This is a genomic window from Stenotrophomonas sp. 10L48, assembly GCF_056395105.1.
In genome coordinates this window covers 346,714-365,600 of record NZ_JBFTIX010000001.1, presented here as the reverse complement: position 1 = coordinate 365,600, position 18,887 = coordinate 346,714, and the positions used below count along the sequence as shown (strand labels likewise).

The window sequence follows — 18,887 nt, the reverse complement described above, 5'->3', positions numbered from 1 at the left end:
GTCGGCATATCCACGCGTGGCGTGGATCTACAGGGCAGCTACCGCGAAAACGCGCGCAGCATCACCGCGATCGAGGCCACGTTGGCCAGCACGCATAACCAGAACACCCACTGGAACGGCGCCTTGCGATGTTTATGGCGGAACAGCGCCTGGCCGAGCAGCGCGCCGGGCCAGCCGCCGGCAAAGGCCAGCAGCTGCAGCGTGCGTTCGGGCGTCCTCTGCTGTTTTCGCTGCGCTGCGCGCTTGTCGTGCCCATACAGGCCGAACGACACCGCACTGGCCAGCACGCACCATGCGCCCAGCCAGAGCGGAAACACGCCGGTTGCGGTCAAGCCGATCAACGCACCGAACGCGGCCAGTGCGAGATTGCGCCGCCACGCCACTACAGTTCGTCGAGGAAGCCGCGCACGGCCGGGCCGAAACGTTCGAAGTCGACCAGGAACGCGTCATGACCCTGGGGCGATTCCAGGCCGATGAAACGCGCGTCCGCGCCACCAGCGCGCAGGCCATCGGCGACCTGTTGCTGCTGCTGTACAGGGAACAGGATGTCGGTGTTGGCGCCGATCGCCAGTGCCTTGCCGACGCGGATGCTGGCCAGTCCGGCCAGCACATCGCCATCGCCATACTCGGCCAGATCGAACCAGTCCATCGAGCGGCTCAGGTACAGATAGCAGTTGGGGTCGAAGAAACGCACGAACCGGCGCGCATGGCCTTCCAGATAGCTCTCGACCTGGAATTCCAGGCCGAATGGATCATCGTCGGTCTGGTCTGAATCCAGCCGCACGCGACCGAAGCGGCCATCCCATTCCAGCGCCGAGCGGTAGGTGATCACGCCCAGCTTGCGTGCCATGCGCATGCCCGATTCCGGGTATGCCTCATTGTCGTAGTGGCCACCGTTCCAGCGCGGGTCCAGGCGGATCGCTTCGCGCTGCAGCGAACGGATGGCGATCGAGAACGGCAGGGCCTGCGCGCTGCCGGAAATGTTGATATGGCTGCGGGCGATGCCCGGGTGCAGCAGCAACACCGCCAGCGCCGTCATCCCGCCCATCGAATTGCCGATCACGCAGGCGAGTTGTCCGATGCCCAGTGCGCGCACCACGTCGATCGCCGCGCGTGCGCCGTCTTCGATGGACAGTTCCGGGAAATCCAGGCGATACAGCTCGCCGTTGGCCGGATTGATCGAGGCAGGGCCGGTGGAGCCCTTGCAGCTGCCCAGCGAGTTGACGCACACCACGAACCAGCGGTCGGTATCGATCGGTTTGCCGGGGCCGAGCATGGCCTCCCACCAGCCTGGCGCAGGGTTGGCTTCGTTGGCCGCGGCATGCGCATCCGGCGACAGGCCGGTGACGATCAGGATCGCGTTGCTGGCCTCTTCGTCCAGCGCGCCCCAGGTCTCGTAGGCCACGTGCGCGCCGTGCAGGACACCGCCGCGTTTGCACGGAAAGGGCGAGGGCAGGGCATGGAAGCGGGTGCCCGGAGGAATGAATTCGGTCATGCGGCCATTCTAGCGGGGCGGCGTGTACAGCTGGCGACACGCTGGTTTCCATCAACGGGCTGAGCGTGAATCCGCCGGGCATGGCCCGGCGAGCGCAGCGGCGCGTGTACGTTACGGGAACTGCAGCTCAACCACACCGTCATGCGGCAGGCTGACCTTGACCGGGGCGGTCTGCAGGTCGTCTTCGCTGCGGTTGGCGCTGCCGCTGCGCGAAATGCGCGCCAGTACTTCCACTTCGCGATGTGCCGACAACGGTGCGGTAGGCATCGGGCTGTCGCCGTCGCCGAGGCCGACCGTTGCAGGGAAGCCGGCCAGGGGCAGCTTGCGTGCAGCCACCGGCATCGGCGGGCCGCCCACAGCGCGCGCCAGCACGAAGACCTGGGTGCTGGCCGGCCAGTTACCCGCCTTCAACGATGCGGGCAGCTGCACCCGTACCTGCAGCAGCGCGGGGGCGGCGGCCGGTGCGTGCGACGGCTGGCCGGCCGCCTCGCGGGCGATGGCGATCTGTGCCTGCAGCGCCTGCGCGGCACCCGGCTCCAGGCGTGGCAGCAGCGTGCTCCAGAGTTCGGCGGCCTCGGCATTGCGGCCCCGCTGGCGCAGGGCAATGCCAAGCAGCCAGCTTGCGCGTTCGGCGTCGGGCGACAAGGTACGTGCGCGCTGCAGCCATGCCAGCGCGGTGTCATCGAACTGCTTGCCAGGATCGGCCTGGGCGCGTGCCTGCGCGGCCTCGACCAGCACGCCCGGTTCGTCCGGTGCCAGTGCTGCGGCGCGGTTGAAGGCGTCGGCCGCGGCGGCGGCATTGCCAAGCTCGGCCTGCGAACGACCCAGCAGCGCCCAGCCATCGGCGCGTTGCGGGTCACGCTGCAGCGCCTGCTGCAGCGCCTCTACACCGTCACGCAACGTGGCGACCGAAGGCGCAGGCTGCACCTGTGCGGCGCGGGGATTGCCGACCAGCAGATACAGGCAGGCACCGGCCACGCCCAGTGCCACCACCCCCAGCACGAAGCTGCGACGGCCATGCTGGCGCAGCGGCCACAGCACCACGGCCGCCAACAGCGCAGCGGCCACTGCGGCGACCATCGGCAACCAGTGCGTCACCAGTCCTCTCCCTCGGTTGGGTCCGCTGCAGCGGATGCATCCATCTGCCGACTACGGCGACGGACGATGCCCATCACCACCAGCGCGCCGCCACCCAGTACCAGCAGCGGGCCGCCCCACAGCAGCCAGGTGCCCGGTTGCAGTGGCGGTTGATAGAGCACGAACTCGCCATAGCGGGCGACCAGGAACTGCTTGATGGCCGCATCGTCGAGGCCCTGCTGCATCAACTGCAGCACTTCGCGGCGCAGGTCCTGCGCGATCTGCGCGTTGGAATCGGCCAGTGACTGGTTCTGGCACTGCACGCAGCGCAACTGCGCAGCCAGGTCGTGGAAGCGCGTCTCCTCGGCTGCATCGCGGAACATCAGCGGCCGCGCATCATGCACCGGTTGTTGGGCGAGGCCGGAGTCTGGCAGCGCCAGGGTCATCGCCAGCAGCAGCGGCAGCAGCCAGCGCATGCGCTTACGGCGAGGCGTGCAGGGTATTGCCAGCATCGCCCTGGGCCTTTTCAAGCTTTTCCAGCGCCGGAATCAACTTCTCATCGACCACCTGCTGGGTCATCGCGCCGCTGTACTTCCAGCGCACGATGCCACTGCCATCGACCAGGAAGGTCTCCGGTGCTGCCGTCACACCCCAGTCGATGGCGGTGCGGCCTTCGATGTCGCTCAACACGACCATGAACGGGTTGCCCAGCTGTTCCAGCCAGTGCAGCGCGTCGGTCGGTTCATCCTTCCAGTTGTAGCCGATCACGCGTACGCGCTTGCTCTCGGCGAAGCGGGTCAGTACCGGATGTTCTTCACGGCAGGCCGCGCACCAGCTGCCCCAGACGTTGAGCAGGTACGGCGCGCCACGCAGCTCCTCGCTGCGCACGATCATCTGCGGGTCATGCAGCACCGGCAGCGCGAACGCCGGCGCCGGCTTGTCGATCAGTGCCGAAGGCAGCACGTCGCGCTGCGGATCGCCCGATTTCATCACCCCGTAGATCATCAGGCCAAGCAGGCCGAAGAAGAACAGGACGCCGATCACGATGGCTACCGGCGGCAGCGGGCGGGAAGGGCGTGGGGCGGGTGACTCGGACATGGGGGACTCCTACGGACGACGAAAGCGGCGATCGGCAGCGGTGATGAATCCGCCCAGGGCCATCAACAGCGCGCCCAGCCAGATCCAGCGCACGAAGGGCTTGATGTGCACCCGTACCGCCCATGCATTGTTGCCCAGCGGCTCGCCCAATGCCACGTAGACATCACCGCTGAGTCGTGCATCGATGCCTGCTTCGGTCATCACCTGGCCGCCGCTGGCGTACTGGCGCTTCTCTGGATGCAGCAGGGCCAGCTCGCGACCGTCGCGCAGCACCCGCAGATGGCCGCGATCAGCGATGAAATTGGGGCCTTCGCGGTGGTCCACGCCCTCGAAGCGCACTTCGTGGCCGGCGACCACTACCTGCTGGCCCGGCGACAGCGCCACTTCGCGCTGCACGTTCAATGCTTCCACCAGCAGCGCGCCGGCCAGGAACACCGCGACACCGGCATGGGCGACGATCATGCCAAGCATTTCGGCAGTGAAGCGGCCATTGCCACGCAGGCGCTGCCAGACGAACCGGGCGGTGCCCAGCCCAACCCAGGCCGCAGCCGCAACGCCGATGCCGGCCTTCCAGCCATTCTGCGGCGCCTGCCACCAGGCCCAGGCGCCAAGCAGTACAGCCAGCCCCGCCCATGGCAACAGCAATGCCAGTGCGCGCGAGGGTTGGTCGCGCTGCCACTTCACCAGCGGACCGAACGGCAGCAGCATCACCATCGGTGCCATCAGCAGCAGGAACAGGCTGCCGAAGTACGGTGGGCCCACCGAGATCTTGCCCAGCGACAGCGCATCGGCCAGCAGTGGGTAGAGGGTGCCCAGCAGGACCATCGCGCAGGCGCTGGCCAGCAGCAGGTTGTTGGCAAGCAGCAGGGTTTCCCGCGAGGTCGCGGTGAAGCCACGGCGCGGATCACCGGCATCCACGGCCAGCCGCGGCGCACGCAGCGCATACAGCAGCAGGCTGCCCCCCACCAGCACCGACAGGAAGATCAGGATGAACAGCCCACGCGAGGGATCGGCCGCGAACGAATGCACGCTGGTCAGCACGCCGGAGCGGACCAGGAAGGTGCCCAGCAGCGACAGCGCGAACGCCGCGATGGCCAGCAGCAGCGTCCAGCTGCCGAAGGTGCCACGCTTTTCGGTGACCGCCTGCGAATGGATCAGCGCCGCGCCGACCAGCCAGGGCATGAAGCTGGCGTTCTCGACCGGGTCCCAGAACCACCAGCCGCCCCAGCCCAGCTCGTAATACGCCCACCAGCTGCCCAGTGCGATGCCCAGCGTGAGGAAGCCCCAGGCGACATTGGTCCAGGGCCGGGTCCAGCGTTGCCAGCGTGCATCGACACGGCCTTCCAGCAGTGCCGCCACGGCGAAGGCGAACGGCACCGCAAAGCCGACGTAGCCCAGGTACAGCATCGGCGGATGGATGATCAGCCCCGGATCCTGCAGCAACGGGTTGAGGTCACGGCCTTCCAGTGGCACCGGGTTCAAGCGCAGGAACGGATTGGAGGTGAAGATCAGGAAGGCGAGGAAGCCGACGCTGACCACGCCCATCACCGCCAGCACGCGCGCCTGTACCGGTGCCGGCAGGTGGCGCGAAAACAGCGCCACTGCACCGGTCCACAGCGCCAGCACCAGCGCCCACATCAGCAGCGAGCCTTCGTGCGCCCCCCACACCGCCGAATAGCGGTAGATCAACGGCAGCAGCGAATTGGAGTTCTCGGCGACGTAGCGCACCGAGAAATCCTGTTGCACGAAAGCCGCCGTCAGTACGGCGAAGGCGCCGGCCAGCAGCACCAGCTGGGCAAAGGCCGCCGGGCGGGCAACGGCCATCCATGCGTCATTGCCACGCTGCGCGCCCACCAGCGGCAGCACCCCCTGCAGCAGCGAGGCCAGCAGCGCGCACAGCAGGAGGATCTGACCGAATTCGGGAAGCACTCAGCGCGCCTCGGGCGCCGTGACCGGCACATCGTGCTTGCGATGCGCATCGCCCATCTTGTCGGCCACTTCCTTGGGCACGTAGTTCTCATCGTGCTTGGCCAGCACCTCGTCGGCGACGAAGGTACCGTCCTGCAGGCGACCGCTGGCGACCACGGCGGTCCCCTCGCGGAACATGTCCGGCAGGATGCGGTCGGTACTGACCGGGAGCGTTGCATCGCCGTCGGTGACCACGAAGTGGGCCTGCAGCGAGCCGCTGGGTCGATCGAAGGACCCCTTCACCACCATGCCACCCAGGCGGAAGCGGGACTGCGCATCCACGTCGCCGCGCAGCACTTCCGAAGGCGTGTACAGGTAGGCGATGTTGCGCTGCAGGGCGAAGGCCACCAGCGTGGTGGCCAGCCCGGAGGCCAGCAACAGCAGGAGCACCCAGATCATGCGGCGTCGCTGTACCGGCGTCATCGGCTGAGCTCGGTGGCAAGCGGCGCCGGTGCCGACGCGTTGCCACGCGCCTGCAGCCGCTGCTGGCGGCGTTGCGCCAGCTGTCGGGCGCTGCGCAGGCGCAGCCACGAGCCCAGCGCATCGCAGGCCAGCACCAGCAGGAACACCGCGAAGGCGGCGATGAGGTAGGGCAGGTGGGTCATCGCCGTGCCTCCCCATCCGCGGTGCCGAAGCGCTCGCCGATCCAGGCCTTGCCGGCCTCGCGCGCGATGTTGTCGGCGCGCGCCTTGGCCAGCAGCGAGCCGACGAACCACAGTTTGGTGGCCACCACCATCCACCACAGCGGGGCGATCAGTTCCGGCCGCACGGCGTTCTCGCCGAACACGTTGATCGACTGGCGCTGGTGCAGCGCGCCCCACCAGTCCACCGAATAGCGGATGATCGGCAGCAGGCCCACGCCGACGATGGCCAGCAGGCCGGCCGCGCGTGCGGCACTGCGGCGGTCTTCGATGGCGTGGTACAGGCCGATCACGCCCAGGTACAGGAACAGCAGGATCAGCTCGCTGGTCATGCGCGGGTCCCAGTCCCACCAGGTGCCCCAGGTGCCCTTGCCCCAGATGCTGCCGGTCAGCAGGGTGATCAGGGTGAAGCCGGCGCCCATCGGCGCACAGGCCATCGCCAGGATCTCGCAGATCTTGATGCGCCAGATCAGCGCGATGGCGGCGTAGGCGGCCATCAGCGCGAACACGAACAGGCTCATCCAGGCGCTGGGTACATGGATGTAGATGATGCGGAAGGCGTCGTGCTGGTTCTGTTCCGGCGGTGCCACGAACAGGCCCTGCCACAGGCCGATCAGCAGCACCGGAACCGCCGCAGCGTAGAACACGCGGGACCAGCGTGCGGCGAAACGATCGAAGGTCGGGGGCGAACCGAGTTGATGGAACCAGCGGACGATCGGATTCATGCGTGGCGGCTATCCAGCAGGGGTGGATTGGCTCTCAGCTCGGTCAACTCAGAGAAATACGGATCGCAGCAGCGGTGGCCAGCGGTGCCAGCACCAGGGCGATCACCAGTCCAGCGCCCAGCATCAGCAGCGCACCGACCGGGTCCTGCCCGCGGCTGGCTGCCGCCAGGCTGCCGGCACCGAAGACAAGCACCGGTACGTACAACGGCAACGACAGCAACGCCACGAGAATACCAGAGCGCCGGATGCCGACGGTCAGTGCAGCGACCACGCCACCGATCAGGCTCAACAACGGTGTTCCCAGCAGCAACGATGCCAGCAACATCGGCAGCTGGTCATGCGGCAGATGCAGCATTTCCGCCAGCAACGGGCTCAGCAGGATCAGTGGCAGGGCGGTGGTCGCCCAATGCAGCAGCACCCGCACCAGCACCAGCCACGCCAGTGGCACCGGCGCCAGCAGCCATTGTTCGAGCGAACCGTCTTCGGCGTCGGAGCGGAACAGCGAATCCAGCGCCAGCTGCCCGGCCAGCAGTACCGCCAACCACAGCACCGCACCGGCGGTGGCGGCCAGCGGCTGCGGGTCCCGGCCCTGGGCCAGGGCGAACAGCACCACCACCAGCAGGGCGAACAGCACCGGCTGCAGGGCATCGCCGCGACGCCGCCAGAGCAGGCGCAGGTCGCGCGCAATCAGCGCGCGGGCGGTCTGCCACAGGCCTGGTTCGGTGCCTGGCGCGATCATGCTTCACCCCCCAGATCGAGCTGGCGGGTGCGTACCGGCGGGGCGGCATAGGCGCCATGCGTGGTGACCAGGGCGGCGCCGCCACTGCGCAGGTGTGCGGAAATCATCCGATTGACCAGGTTGATGCCTTCCAGGTCGAGGTTGGCATAGGGTTCGTCGAGCAGCCACAGCGGTGCCGGCGACAGCCAGATGCGGGCCAGCGCAAGCCGCCGCTTCTGTCCGGCCGACAGGTGCCGCACAAGGGTGTCCTCGTAGCCGGCCAGGCCGACGATGGCCAGCGCATTGCCCGGCATCTGCCGTGCGCGGCGGCCGTGCAGGCCGCAGAGGAAATGCAGGTTCTCCAGCGTGTCCAGGTCCGGCTTCAGCGCCGGCAGGTGGCTGAGGTAGGCGACATAGCGCGCACGCTCGGCGTTGCTGGCCGGCCTGCCGTCGATCAGCACCTGGCCCGCGCCCGGGCGCGCCAGGCCTGACAGCACGCGCAGCAGGGTGGTCTTGCCGGCACCGTTGCCGCCCTGCACCAGCAGCGCCTCGCCGGCATCCACGTGGAAGTCCAGCGGGCCGAACACCGGCTCGTCATTGCGGGAGAAGCTCAGGCCGCTGGCGGCCAGCAATGCAGGGGTGTTCAAGGCGCAGGGGTCTTCATGCGGGAGTGCGGCAGCAATTGTAGCGGTGAATGTGACCCGGTAGCGCCGGGCCGTGCCCGGCGAGCACGCAGCGCGGCTTGCCATCGGTGCGGCATGTGCAAAGAGCCGCCGGGTATGACCCGGCGCTACCGTCGGCGCCGCAGGCCGGGTCGGGATTTCGTACACTTCCAGCCCTTGTTTCCCCACAGCCCAGGCCGATGCAACCGAACACCAAGCTGCCCAAGGTCGGTACCACGATCTTCACCGTGATGTCCCAGCTCGCCGCCGAACACGGCGCGGTCAACCTCGGCCAGGGGTTCCCGGATTTCTCCGCGCCGCAGCGCCTGATCGACGAGACCAGCAAGGCGATGGCCGCCGGCCTGAACCAGTACCCGCCGATGACCGGCGTGGCACCGCTGCGCCAGGCCATCGCGCAGAAGTCGCTGGACCTGTACGGCGCGACGATCGATCCGGACACCGAGATCACCGTCACCAGCGGCGCCACCGAGGCGATCTTCAACGCCATCCACGCCGTGGTGCGTGCCGGCGAGGAAGTGATCGTGCTCGACCCGGCCTACGACTGCTATGAACCGGCGATCGAACTGGCCGGCGCCACCGCCGTGCACGTGCCGCTGGACCCGCAGACCTTCGCGGTGGACTGGGACCGCGTGCGCGCGGCGATCACCCCGCGCACCCGCCTGCTGATGGTCAACACCCCGCACAACCCGTCCGGCGCGATGCTGGACGAGGCCGACATGCAGGCGCTGGCCGATGTACTGCGCGGCACGCAGATCTACCTGATATCCGATGAAGTGTACGAGCACATCATCTACGACGGCCGTCGCCACGAATCGGCGCTGCGCTACCCGGAACTGCGCGAGCGCACCTTCGTCATCTCCAGCTTCGGCAAGACCTATCACTGCACTGGCTGGAAGATCGGTTATGCGGTGGCGCCGGCGGCGATGACCGCCGAGTTCCGCAAGGTGCACCAGTACAACACCTTCACCAGCTTCGGCCCGGCGCAGTACGGTTTCGCTGCGATGATCCGCGACGAGCCGCAGCATCATCTGCAACTGGGCGCGTTCTATGAAGCCAAGCGCGACCGCTTCCGCGAGCAGCTGGCCGGTACCCGCCTGAAGGCGCTGCCGGTGCCGGGCGGCTACTTCCAGCTGGTCGACTATTCGGCCATCAGTGACCTGCCGGACCATGAGTTCGTGAAGTGGCTGACCATCGAGAAGGGCGTCACCGCCATTCCGCTGTCGCCGTTCTACGAAACCGCGCCGGTCGGCCAGCGCCTGGTGCGCCTGTGCTTCGCCAAGAACGAGGCCACCCTGGACGCGGCGATCGAACGCCTGCGCCTGCTGTGAGCGGAGGAGACAGCATGCAGGACCTGCGCATTTCCCTCGTCCAGGGCGACACCCGCTGGCACGACCCGGCCGGCAACCGCGAATACTACGGCGCGCTGCTGGCGCCGCTGGCCGGCACCACCGATCTGGTGATCCTGCCGGAAACCTTCACCAGTGGCTTTTCAAACGAAGCCATCGCCCAGGCCGAAGGCATGGACGGCCCGACCGTGGCGTGGGTGCGCGCGCAGGCCAAAGCCTTGAATGCGGCAGTGATCGGCAGCGTGCAGCTGCGCGATGGTGAGGGCGTCTACAACCGCCTGCTGTTCGCCACCCCCGATGGTGGCCTGCAGTACTACGACAAGCGTCACCTGTTCCGTTACGGCGGCGAGCACGAGCGCTACGCCGCCGGCCGCGACCGGTTGTGCGTGGAATGGAAGGGCTGGCGGATCAATCCGCAGGTCTGCTACGACCTGCGTTTCCCGGTGTTCTGCCGCAACCGCTACAACGTCGAGCGAGCCGAACAGCTGGACTTCGACCTGCAGATCTTYGTCGCCAACTGGCCTTCCGCGCGCGCCTACGCGTGGAAGACCCTGCTGCGCGCGCGGGCGATCGAGAACCTGTGTTTCGTCGCCGCAGTCAACCGCGTGGGCGTGGACGGCAACCAGCTGCATTACGCTGGCGACAGCGCGGTCATCGACTTCCTCGGCCAGCCGCAGGTGGAGATCCGCGAGCGCGAGCAGGTGGTGACCACCACCATCTCCGCCGAAGCACTGGCCTCGCATCGTGCACGCTTCCCGGCCATGCTCGATGCCGATGCCTTCCATCTGGATGTGCAGGCCTGATACGGCGGCTGAACGCTTCCCGCCCCACCGCGCGCGCCTGCATCCAACGTGCACGCGCGCGCTGCTAGATTCGCCCACATTCCGACCGATGTGGATGTTCTGCCGATGAATACCAAGCCGTTTGCCCTGCTGCTGGCGCTGGCCGCAGCGTCCCTGGCCCCGACCGCGCAGGCCGGTGGCAACCTTGACTGCCAGCTGCGCTACAACCTGTCCGGCTGGTCACTGATCTACAAGACCGCCTCGGGCAACGGCACCATCCACTGCACCAACGGTTCCAGCATGCCGGTGCGGATCCAGCTGAAGGGCGGCGGCCTGACCGTTGGCAAGTCGAAGATCACCGATGGCCGTGGCAGCTTCACCGGCGCCAGCAGCGTCGGCGAGCTGTTGGGCACCTACGCCTCGGTCGGCGCGCATGCCGGTGCGGTGAAGTCCAGCAACGCGCAGGTGATGACCAAGGGCGATATCTCGCTGGCCCTGTCCGGTACCGGCAAGGGCTGGGACCTGGGTGTGGACGGCGCGGCGTTCACCATCAGCCGGCGTTGAGGCGGGAGGGCTCCCCGGCTTCCCAGCTGATGCGGATGTAGTGCTGCTCGGCGTCGCTGGGCAGCCGTTCGACACTGAAGCGGTTCTGCAGCAGTTGCTCGACGACGCCGTCGACGAGGCGCTCGCTGGCCAGCGCCTTGTTGAAGCCGAACACGATGTAACGGCGGCCGTTTTCCGAGCCGACCTGGATCGATTTGTCCAGATCCCTGTAGTACTGCTCGATCGGTCGAATGGCGGCGTCAGCGTTTGCGCGGGCCTGTTCTGCGGTGATGGTGATCATCGACATCTGCGTGGTTGCGGAGAACACGCACCATAGCCAGCGCTGCCGCGCGGTTTCCGGCAGTGGCGCACAGTGCAGAGCGTTTGCAGCAATTCCTAGGCCAGCGCGCTCCGCGGACGCAGCAACCACAGCGCCAACAGTGCACAGGCGATGATGGATGGCGCCAGCATCTGCAGTGCGCCGACAACGGCCATCGCCGCGCCGATCAGCAGGTAGTAGAGCAGGCCGAACAGGGCGCCGGCACTGCCCAGGCAGTGTGCATAGCCGCGTAGTGCCTGCCCGAGCACATTGGGGATGGCCAGGCCGAATCCCGCCACGACTGGCAGCATCGCCATCACGATGACCGGTTGCCCGCGCAGCAGCGCGGCCAGGACACCACCAGCCAGTACCAGCGATGCCGCAATGCGGACGCGCGTCAACGCAGGGACGCCGACACGCAACAGGCGGCCATTGGCCCACGCGCCCAACGCCGAACCCAGCGCCAGCACCGCACCGCTGGCGCCGAACCAGCTGGCCGGCCAGTGCAGGCGTGCGAACACGAACGGCCCCAGCGCGTACCAGCTGTACATGGCCACGTTGAAGGCCATGACCAGCAGCGCGTGCGACCAGATCCAACGGTCGCCCAGCAGTTGCCGCAGCAGGGGCCGCAGCGGTACGGGCGCGATCTGCGCGGGCCGGCTTTCACGCAGCCCGGTTACGCAGCCCAGCATCAGCAATGCAGCGATCAGCAGCAGGCCGGCCTGTACGCCGGCATAGCCATCGGCAGCGACCAGCAGCGAGCCCAGTGCCAGCCCGATCGCCGGGCTCAGCGCCAGCGCCATGCCAATCCAGGAGAACGCCTGCGCCAGCGCGGGCCCTTCAAGGTGGTCGCGCAGCACGGTCTGGGTCACCACCGAGGCGGCGGCGGCGCCCAGGGCGGCCAGCATCTGCGCAGCCAGCACCTGGCCGAACGTGCCGGCCGCCAATCCGCCCAGTGCCGCCAGCACGAAAACGGACAGGCCACCCAGCAGGGCGGGGCGACGGCCAACGCGGTCGGCCAGCCTTCCCCACAGCAGGACGCCCAGCGCGAACCCCAGCAGGTACAGGCTCATCGCCTGGCTGGCAGCGCTGGCCGGCAGGGTGAAGCGGTGCGCCAGATCGGCCAGCGCCGGGCTGTACAGGGTCTGCGCCAGCTGCGGAAACATCAGCAGCGCAATGGTGAGGGACAGCAGGCGAGGTGACATCGGCGCGCTCCGGAAACAGGGGCGCGCATTGTCGTGGCCGTGCTGATGGCGCACTCTAGTGATTGCGACAGTAGATGGATGAAATCGGACATGGCATGGCTGCAGCCCGACGCTCGCTTCGATGCCGATGCCTGGAGCGCCCCGGTGATCGGTATCGCTGCCACGCTGGCCGAGCATGACTCCGGTTGGCACCAGCACGCACGTTCGCAACTGCTGTACACGCGCGCCGGTTGCACGCGGCTGACGTTCGGCGATCGCATCAGCCTGTTGCCGCCATCGCGCGCGGCGTGGATTCCGGGTGGTCTGCTGCACCGCGCGCAGATGCGACAGGCGGTGGACTATCGGTCGCTGTACTTCGATGCCACGCTGTCGGCGCAGTTGCCGCAGCAGCCAGCAATCATTGGTGTCGGTCCCCTGCTGCAGGCGCTGCTGGAGCCGATCGCGCAGGCGCCGTTCGCACATGACTGGCAAGCGCCGCGAGCGGGGCATCAACTGGCGCTGTGCGTGCTTGAGATTGCCGCTGCGCCGGTGGAGCCGATGGAGCTGCCATTACCGCGCGACCCGCGCATCGCCCGCTGCCTGCCGGTGGCCGAGCAGCTGCCGCCCGAACTGGGCGAGCTGGCCCAGCGCAGCGGACTGAGCGTGCGTACGATCGGGCGCCTGATGCAACGCGATACCGGCATGGGCTACCAGGCGTGGCGTCAGCAATGGCGGTTGATGCGGGCCATGGAACTGCTGCTGCTCGGCCATCGTGTCGCGCACGTGGCGCTGGAACTTGGATTCTCGGCAGAGAGTCCGTTCATCGCCTTCTTCCGCAGCATGGTCGCGACCACGCCTGCGGCGTTCCAGCGCGCCGAAAGCGCTCGAGCGGCAGGGTGAGAGTGGAGTGGTCGCGGCCGAACGCGGGGAAGCGGGCGCACGGGCCCGGCTTCCGTCGCCGTGTCTACTGCTGGGCCATCAGCCAGGCCAATGTGCCGCGATGTGGTTCGGGCACGGTGCTGGACGCGGCATCGAGCAGCATCAGCGATGCCCAGCAGACGTCGGCAGCCGGTGCGGTGTCCATCCGCGGCAGTACCGCCATGGCCCGCGCGCGCGTGCTTTCGTCAGCCATCGAGGCGAGCAGGGCCTCGGTCGCCTCGGCAATCTGCTGTTCAGTGGCAGGGGTTGCGGGTCGCTGTTCGAGCTCGGCGAGGCTGGCCTGGTAGCTCATCTCGAACCAGAAATCGATGTCCTGCGACGGACGCTTCTCCAGTTCGTTGAACAAGGTCCTGCCTACCTGCGCAATGTCCGACGCCGTAGTGGCGCGGGCGATCAGTGCGCATTTCTCTACCGGCATTCCGCGCAGCATTGCGGCCAGCAGCTGCGCACGCCGCTCCAGCATGGGGCGGGGCAGGCGGCCGATGCCATCCAGTGCAAGCTGTGCACCGGCGACAGCAGCCTTGTCCTTGCTGCCGGCCTGCTTGATGCGGGTGAGATAGCGCTCATCGACAATCAGCCGACGCAGCATGCGGTCGGCCGGATCGTGCAGGGCCGAAGATTTCGGCCAGGGATTCTGCGTGGCGGCGATTTCCTGCTTGAGCCGGTCGGCAGCGCGTTCGCAGCCGCCGACCAGCAACAGAGCCACCAGCACGGCGCCGATGCGGGCGCCGAGGGACAACATCCGTGTCATCGCTGTGTCCTTCATTGAAGGTGGAGATCAGCCGCCGCGCGGGCCGCTGCGACGCGGGCCACCCGGGCCACGGTTGCCGCCGGGGCCACCCGGGCCGCGGTTGCCACCCGGACCGCCGGGACCACGGTTGCCGCCGGGGCCACCCGGGCCGCGATTGCCGCCCGGACCACCCGGACCACGGTTGCCGCCCGGACGTGCATTCGCATTGCCGCCCGGACGACCGTTGCCGGCCGGACGCGAGCTGCCGTACGGGCTGAAGCCCGGATTGGCGTGGTCGGACGGGAAGCTGGGGGCATTGCCCGGATGGCCGTACGGGTGCTTGTTGCCCTGGCCCTGCGAGCGGTTGCCCGCACCGGCCGGACGACCCTGGCCGCCTGCGCCACCGGCGCCACCGCGACCTTCACCACCGTAGCCACCACGACCTTCACCGCCGTAGCCGCCACGACCCTGGCTGCCACCGGCGCCTGCGCCCGGACCCTTCGGCTTGCCGTACGGACGGCCCTGGCCGCCTGCACCTGCGCCCGGACCACGGGCACCCGGGCCACGAGCGCCCGGACCGGCATTGCGGTGGCCGCTCGGGCCGGTGCTCACGCCATCCGGCACGTACCAGGTACGGAATGCGGCCGGGTTGCCTTCCGGCAGCGAGCGGTCGTTCTTCGGCGCGCGCTGCTTGAACGGGCGCTGCGACTGCTTGGCAGCAGCTTCACCGCTGACGGTCAGGCCGCCCTTGAAACCACCACCACCCTTGCCGCCGCGACCGCGGCCGCGGTCTTCGCGCACGTTGTCGAAGCGACGCAGTTCGCGACCTTCATCGGCGGTGTTGTGACCATTGACGTAAGCGTTGCCGCGGCCACCTTCGCGTACGCGCACGGTGGTCTTGGCAGCACGACGCTGGCCGATCACCGGCTGCAGGGTCAGGGCCGACGGCGCGCCTTCTTCCAGCTTCAGTTCGGCGCGCAGCGCTTCGACCTGGCTGCCCGGCAGTTCGACGGACTGGCCGCGGGCCAGTTCGCGCGGCAGGCTGACCTTGCCGTAGCGGGTGCGCTTGAGGCGGCTGACCTGGCAGCCCTGCGATTCCCACAGGCGGCGCACTTCGCGGTTGCGGCCTTCCTTCACCACGACGCGGAACCAGTCGTGCGAATCGGTGCCGCCGATACGTTCGATCTCATCGAACTTGGCCGGGCCATCTTCCAGTGCGACACCACGGGTGAGGCGGTCGACGACGGCATCGGGCACCTTGTCCTCGCCTTCCGGGGCACGCACGCGCACCACGTACTCGCGCTCGACCTCGAAGGAGGGGTGCATCATGGCGTTGGCCAGCTCACCGTCGGTGGTGGCCAGCAGCAGGCCGGTGGTGTTGATGTCCAGGCGGCCGACGGCGATCCAGCGGGCACCCTTCAGCGCCGGCAGGGATTCGAACACGGTCGGGCGACCTTCAGGGTCTTCACGCGTGGTCACTTCGCCTTCCGGCTTGTTGTAGACCAGCACGCGCGACGGCTCGGCCAGCGCAGTGGCGACGAAGCCGCGGCCGTCGAGTTCGATCCTGTCGCCGCTCTTGACCGACATGCCGGTCTGGGCGACTTCACCGTTGACCTTGACCAGGCCTTCGGCAATGCGCTGTTCCAGCGCACGACGCGAGCCGAGGCCGGCCTGGGCCAGGACCTTGTGCAGGCGTTCTTCCAGCTTGAACTGTTCGGACGTGGCTTCGCGCTTGAGCGAAAGCTTGTTCAACGAGGGCTTGCGGGGGGTGTCACTCATCAGTTTTGCTCCGGCCGACGGTTTCGAGGTCGGCCTCTGGTTCGGAATCGGCTTGGTCAACAGCCACGGTCGTCTTCGCGACGGCGTTGTCTTCGCGTTCGTTCACTGTCACCGCGCGCTCGCCCGGCGCGGAATCGGGGTGCCCATCATCGGAGGGCGAAGGTGCTTGCTCATCGTCGGCCGCCGCAGGAAGTGCGTCGGCAGAATCGGGGGTGTCGCCGGCGGTCGTGCCAGGGTCGTCATTTGCAGCGGCGTCCGGGTCGGCGCTCACGTCCGGGCCGTTGGCACTGGCGGCGAGGGGTGCGTCGCGATCCAGCGCCAGCTGCGGTTCCAGGTCGCCCAGGTCCTTCAGTTCGGAAAGGGGCGGCAGTTCGTCCAGGCGTTTCAGCCCGAAGTAGTCCAAGAAGCCCTTGGTGGTGCCGAACAGGGCAGGCTTGCCAGGCACGTCGCGGTGGCCGACCACGCGGATCCACTCGCGCTCCTCCAGGGCCTGGATGATGTTACTGCTGACCGCCACGCCGCGCACCTGCTCGATCTCGCCACGGGTGATCGGCTGCCGGTAGGCGATCAGGGCCAGTGTTTCCAGGGTGGCGCGGGTATAGCGGGTCTTGCGTTCGGTCCACAGCCGGCTGATCCAGCCATGTACTTCGGCGGTCACCTGGTAGCGGAAGCCCGAAGCCACCTCCACCAGTTCCACGCCACGGTCCTGGCAGCCCTCGCGCAGCCGTTCCAGCGCACGTTCGATGCTGCCCGGTGGTGCCGGCTCATCTTCCGGGAACAGGTCCTTCAGCTGGGCCAGGGTGAGCGGCTGGCTGGAGGCCAGCAGCGCACCTTCGACAATGCGGTTGATCAGCGTTTGATCCATCGGCAGTCAGCGCTCACTCGTTTTCATTGGCGGCGTCGTTGTCGTCGAACTCGCTGCTGAACTGCAGCGGGGCATTGGTATTGCCGGCGGCCAGGGACTTCACGTAGATCGGCGCCAGCGGTTCTTCCTGCACGAGGTCCAGCAGCTGCTCCTTGGCCAGTTCCAGCACTGCCAGGAACGTGACCAGCACGCCCAGCTTGCCTTCTTCGGCGGTGAACAGGTTTTCAAAACGATAGAACCTGCCGTCTTCAAGCCGCCCCAGCACTTCACCCATGCGCTGCCGGACACTCAGCGCCTCGCGCTTGATGGCGTGGCCGGTGAACAGCTCGGCGCGCTTGAGTACGTCGTGCAGCGCCATCAGCATTTCCTTCAGGTCTACCGGCGGCGGCAGCTTCACTGCGGCGCGCTCGGGCATGAAGGCATGTGCCACGGTGGTGTCACGGTCCTGCCGGGGCAGGGCGTCGATATCCTCGGCGGCCTGCTTGAAGCGTTCGTACTCCTGCAGCCGTCGCACCAGCTCCGCACGCGGATCGGCTTCCTCGCCCTCCACGCTGGGGGGGCGGGGCAGCAGCATGCGCGACTTCACTTCCGCCAGGATCGCCGCCATCACCAGGTACTCGGCGGCAAGCTCGAAGCGCAGCTCGCGCATCACGGTGATGTATTCCACGTACTGCCGGGTGATCTCGGCCACGGGAATGTCCAGTACGTCCAGGTTCTGCCGGCGGATCAGGTACAGCAGCAGGTCCAGCGGTCCTTCAAAGGCATCCAGGATGACTTCCAGCGCATCCGGCGGGATGTACAGGTCCTGCGGAATCTGCAGGACCGGTTGCCCATGCACCACGGCCAGCGGCATTTCCTGCTGCTGGGGGGCGGGCGGCCGGGTTGGCGTGTTCGCGTCGAGCGCGAGTTCGGAAGTCATCTAATGGAGATCAGGATTGCAACGGACCAGTCGCGGTAGCTGACACACCGGGCAACTGCCACGGACCGCCAGGACACCAGGCGCGCCTGTCTCGGCGCGGTTCCACACATCAAACAACAGGGCGCTCCGCAGGACACGGCAGCGACAGGACTACGGGGAGGTCGTCTACGTGGCCCGGTCGGGTGGACCGGTTCGAAGCAGCGGGTCGGTCGTCGGGGGCTGCGTTGGCCGCAAAAACCGACGGGCTGCTGCATCCAGCCACGTGCAATGGTCCCTAGGGTAAGCCTTTGCCGCGCCAGTGTCCAGCCGAGGCCGGGCAGGCGGCGGGATTGGCTAGAATTGCTTCACCAGCAACGCAAGCGAGGAAATGCCGGTGTGGTATGTGATTGAAGGATATGACGGCCAGGATGTGCTGGCCCAGCGGCTGCAGGCGCGGCCCGAGCACCTGGCGCGGCTGACCGCGTTGCGCGATGAAGGCCGCCTGCTTCTGGCCGGGCCGTGTCCGGCGATCGACAGCGAAGACCCGGGCCCGGCAGGGTTCAGTGGCTCGGTGGTGATTGCCGGCTTCGACTCGTTGCAGCAGGCCCAGGCCTGGGCCGATGCCGACCCGTACGTCGCGGCGGGCGTCTATGTGCGGGTGCAGGTGCGTCCGTTCCGCAAGGTGCTGCCGTGAACGCGAAACGGATCGAGCAGATTCGTGACGCGCTGCAGCACGCGCTGGCCCCCAGCGTGCTTGAGATCGAAGACGACAGCCATCGCCATGCAGGCCATGCCGGAGCGCGCGATGGTCGCGGCCATTTCAACGTGCACGTGGTCAGCGAGCGCTTCGCGGGAATGGCCCCGCTGGCGCGCCATCGCGCAGTCTACGCCGCCTTGGGCACGTTGATGGAAACCGACATCCACGCGTTGTCCATCCGCGCACACACCCCGTCAGAGCAGGGCTGAAACCCTGTCCCGGGCTGTCCTGGCAGGTCCGTCGAGGGGCCTGCCACGGACAGATTTCTGTGTCCGTTTAGGGACATTCGCCTAACGGACTGTTTACAAGCGCAGATGGAAACGCTTACATTCCGCGCCAA

General features: G+C 67.8%; 23 protein-coding genes. 6 read left to right on the top strand and 17 right to left on the bottom strand.

What is annotated here, in order from left to right; translation table 11 throughout:
* Positions 1-38: 38 nt before the first annotated feature.
* The 11 genes from AC1DCU_RS01885 to ccmA form a co-directional block, all read right to left on the bottom strand.
* On the bottom strand, positions 39-383 hold the full coding sequence (locus tag AC1DCU_RS01885) for a DUF1294 domain-containing protein (protein WP_025876461.1): 345 nt from the start codon (positions 381-383) through the stop codon (positions 39-41).
* Entirely contained in the window at positions 383-1,495 is a 1,113-nt protein-coding gene (gene metX, locus AC1DCU_RS01880; RefSeq protein WP_099784813.1) for a homoserine O-acetyltransferase MetX, read from the bottom strand. The genes AC1DCU_RS01885 and metX overlap by 1 nt, the downstream gene beginning before the upstream one ends.
* A 111-nt stretch (positions 1,496-1,606) precedes the next feature.
* A complete protein-coding gene (locus tag AC1DCU_RS01875) occupies positions 1,607-2,596 on the bottom strand; it encodes a tetratricopeptide repeat protein (RefSeq protein WP_312963818.1) in 990 nt (329 codons plus the stop codon).
* Positions 2,590-3,048, bottom strand: coding sequence for a cytochrome c-type biogenesis protein (locus AC1DCU_RS01870; RefSeq protein ID WP_442251539.1), 459 nt, complete (start codon positions 3,046-3,048; stop codon positions 2,590-2,592). The genes AC1DCU_RS01875 and AC1DCU_RS01870 overlap by 7 nt, the downstream gene beginning before the upstream one ends.
* 4 nt (positions 3,049-3,052) lie before the next feature.
* On the bottom strand, positions 3,053-3,670 hold the full coding sequence (locus tag AC1DCU_RS01865; RefSeq protein ID WP_025876469.1) for a DsbE family thiol:disulfide interchange protein: 618 nt from the start codon (positions 3,668-3,670) through the stop codon (positions 3,053-3,055).
* 9 nt (positions 3,671-3,679) lie between these two features.
* Positions 3,680-5,599: a heme lyase CcmF/NrfE family subunit gene (locus tag AC1DCU_RS01860; RefSeq protein ID WP_282280567.1), complete on the bottom strand. Its 1,920-nt coding sequence runs from the start codon at positions 5,597-5,599 to the stop codon at positions 3,680-3,682.
* Entirely contained in the window at positions 5,600-6,061 is a 462-nt protein-coding gene (ccmE, locus tag AC1DCU_RS01855; protein WP_025876474.1) for a cytochrome c maturation protein CcmE, read from the bottom strand.
* Positions 6,058-6,243: a heme exporter protein CcmD gene (gene ccmD, locus AC1DCU_RS01850; RefSeq protein WP_025876476.1), complete on the bottom strand. Its 186-nt coding sequence runs from the start codon at positions 6,241-6,243 to the stop codon at positions 6,058-6,060. The genes ccmE and ccmD overlap by 4 nt, the downstream gene beginning before the upstream one ends.
* Positions 6,240-7,004, bottom strand: coding sequence for a heme ABC transporter permease CcmC (ccmC, locus tag AC1DCU_RS01845; RefSeq protein WP_025876477.1), 765 nt, complete (start codon positions 7,002-7,004; stop codon positions 6,240-6,242). Before ccmC ends, ccmD begins: the two co-directional genes overlap by 4 nt.
* 43 nt (positions 7,005-7,047) lie before the next feature.
* Positions 7,048-7,743, bottom strand: coding sequence for a heme exporter protein CcmB (gene ccmB, locus AC1DCU_RS01840; RefSeq protein WP_025876478.1), 696 nt, complete (start codon positions 7,741-7,743; stop codon positions 7,048-7,050).
* Positions 7,740-8,471 carry a heme ABC exporter ATP-binding protein CcmA gene (gene ccmA / locus AC1DCU_RS01835; RefSeq protein ID WP_442251540.1) on the bottom strand — a complete coding sequence of 244 codons (732 nt, stop codon included), beginning with the start codon at positions 8,469-8,471 and terminating at the stop codon, positions 7,740-7,742. The genes ccmB and ccmA overlap by 4 nt, the downstream gene beginning before the upstream one ends.
* A 113-nt stretch (positions 8,472-8,584) precedes the next feature.
* Between ccmA and AC1DCU_RS01830 the strand changes: the two genes are divergently transcribed.
* The 3 genes from AC1DCU_RS01830 to AC1DCU_RS01820 all read left to right on the top strand — a co-directional run bounded on the left by AC1DCU_RS01830 (position 8,585) and on the right by AC1DCU_RS01820 (position 11,097).
* A complete protein-coding gene (locus AC1DCU_RS01830) occupies positions 8,585-9,733 on the top strand; it encodes a pyridoxal phosphate-dependent aminotransferase (RefSeq protein ID WP_032978768.1) in 1,149 nt (382 codons plus the stop codon).
* Positions 9,734-9,747: 14 nt separating this feature from the next.
* The gene (locus tag AC1DCU_RS01825; RefSeq protein WP_032978771.1) at positions 9,748-10,554 is read left to right on the top strand and encodes an amidohydrolase; all 807 of its coding nucleotides are present in this window, start codon (positions 9,748-9,750) and stop codon (positions 10,552-10,554) included.
* Between the two features lie 105 nt (positions 10,555-10,659).
* Positions 10,660-11,097 (top strand): hypothetical protein, encoded by a 438-nt coding sequence (locus AC1DCU_RS01820; protein WP_025876484.1) that lies wholly within the window; start codon positions 10,660-10,662, stop codon positions 11,095-11,097.
* Here the strand turns inward: AC1DCU_RS01820 and AC1DCU_RS01815 are convergent.
* Positions 11,084-11,377, bottom strand: coding sequence for a hypothetical protein (locus AC1DCU_RS01815; RefSeq protein WP_088101761.1), 294 nt, complete (start codon positions 11,375-11,377; stop codon positions 11,084-11,086). The genes AC1DCU_RS01820 and AC1DCU_RS01815 overlap by 14 nt on opposite strands.
* A gap of 95 nt (positions 11,378-11,472) precedes the next feature.
* Positions 11,473-12,600, bottom strand: a complete 1,128-nt coding sequence (locus AC1DCU_RS01810; RefSeq protein ID WP_282280565.1) for an MFS transporter — start codon at positions 12,598-12,600, stop codon at positions 11,473-11,475.
* A 90-nt stretch (positions 12,601-12,690) separates the two neighbouring features.
* On the opposite strand from AC1DCU_RS01810, the gene AC1DCU_RS01805 reads away from it, so the two are divergent.
* Positions 12,691-13,479 carry an AraC family transcriptional regulator gene (locus AC1DCU_RS01805; RefSeq protein WP_025876489.1) on the top strand — a complete coding sequence of 263 codons (789 nt, stop codon included), beginning with the start codon at positions 12,691-12,693 and terminating at the stop codon, positions 13,477-13,479.
* A gap of 64 nt (positions 13,480-13,543) precedes the next feature.
* On the opposite strand, the gene AC1DCU_RS01800 is transcribed toward AC1DCU_RS01805, so the two are convergent.
* The 4 genes from AC1DCU_RS01800 to AC1DCU_RS01785 are packed head-to-tail and all read right to left on the bottom strand — an operon-like array spanning position 13,544 to position 17,811.
* On the bottom strand, positions 13,544-14,269 hold the full coding sequence (locus AC1DCU_RS01800) for a hypothetical protein (protein WP_133119351.1): 726 nt from the start codon (positions 14,267-14,269) through the stop codon (positions 13,544-13,546).
* A 27-nt stretch (positions 14,270-14,296) separates the two neighbouring features.
* Positions 14,297-16,027 carry a pseudouridine synthase gene (locus tag AC1DCU_RS01795; RefSeq protein WP_032978780.1) on the bottom strand — a complete coding sequence of 577 codons (1,731 nt, stop codon included), beginning with the start codon at positions 16,025-16,027 and terminating at the stop codon, positions 14,297-14,299.
* Positions 16,020-16,892 carry an SMC-Scp complex subunit ScpB gene (scpB, locus tag AC1DCU_RS01790; protein WP_032978782.1) on the bottom strand — a complete coding sequence of 291 codons (873 nt, stop codon included), beginning with the start codon at positions 16,890-16,892 and terminating at the stop codon, positions 16,020-16,022. The genes AC1DCU_RS01795 and scpB overlap by 8 nt, the downstream gene beginning before the upstream one ends.
* A 13-nt stretch (positions 16,893-16,905) precedes the next feature.
* The gene (locus AC1DCU_RS01785) at positions 16,906-17,811 is read right to left on the bottom strand and encodes a segregation and condensation protein A (protein ID WP_025876498.1); all 906 of its coding nucleotides are present in this window, start codon (positions 17,809-17,811) and stop codon (positions 16,906-16,908) included.
* A gap of 373 nt (positions 17,812-18,184) precedes the next feature.
* On the opposite strand from AC1DCU_RS01785, the gene AC1DCU_RS01780 reads away from it, so the two are divergent.
* Both AC1DCU_RS01780 and AC1DCU_RS01775 read left to right on the top strand, forming a co-directional pair.
* Positions 18,185-18,484: a YciI family protein gene (locus tag AC1DCU_RS01780; RefSeq protein WP_025876500.1), complete on the top strand. Its 300-nt coding sequence runs from the start codon at positions 18,185-18,187 to the stop codon at positions 18,482-18,484.
* Positions 18,481-18,756 carry a BolA family protein gene (locus AC1DCU_RS01775; RefSeq protein ID WP_032978785.1) on the top strand — a complete coding sequence of 92 codons (276 nt, stop codon included), beginning with the start codon at positions 18,481-18,483 and terminating at the stop codon, positions 18,754-18,756. Before AC1DCU_RS01780 ends, AC1DCU_RS01775 begins: the two co-directional genes overlap by 4 nt.
* Positions 18,757-18,887: the final 131 nt, after the last annotated feature.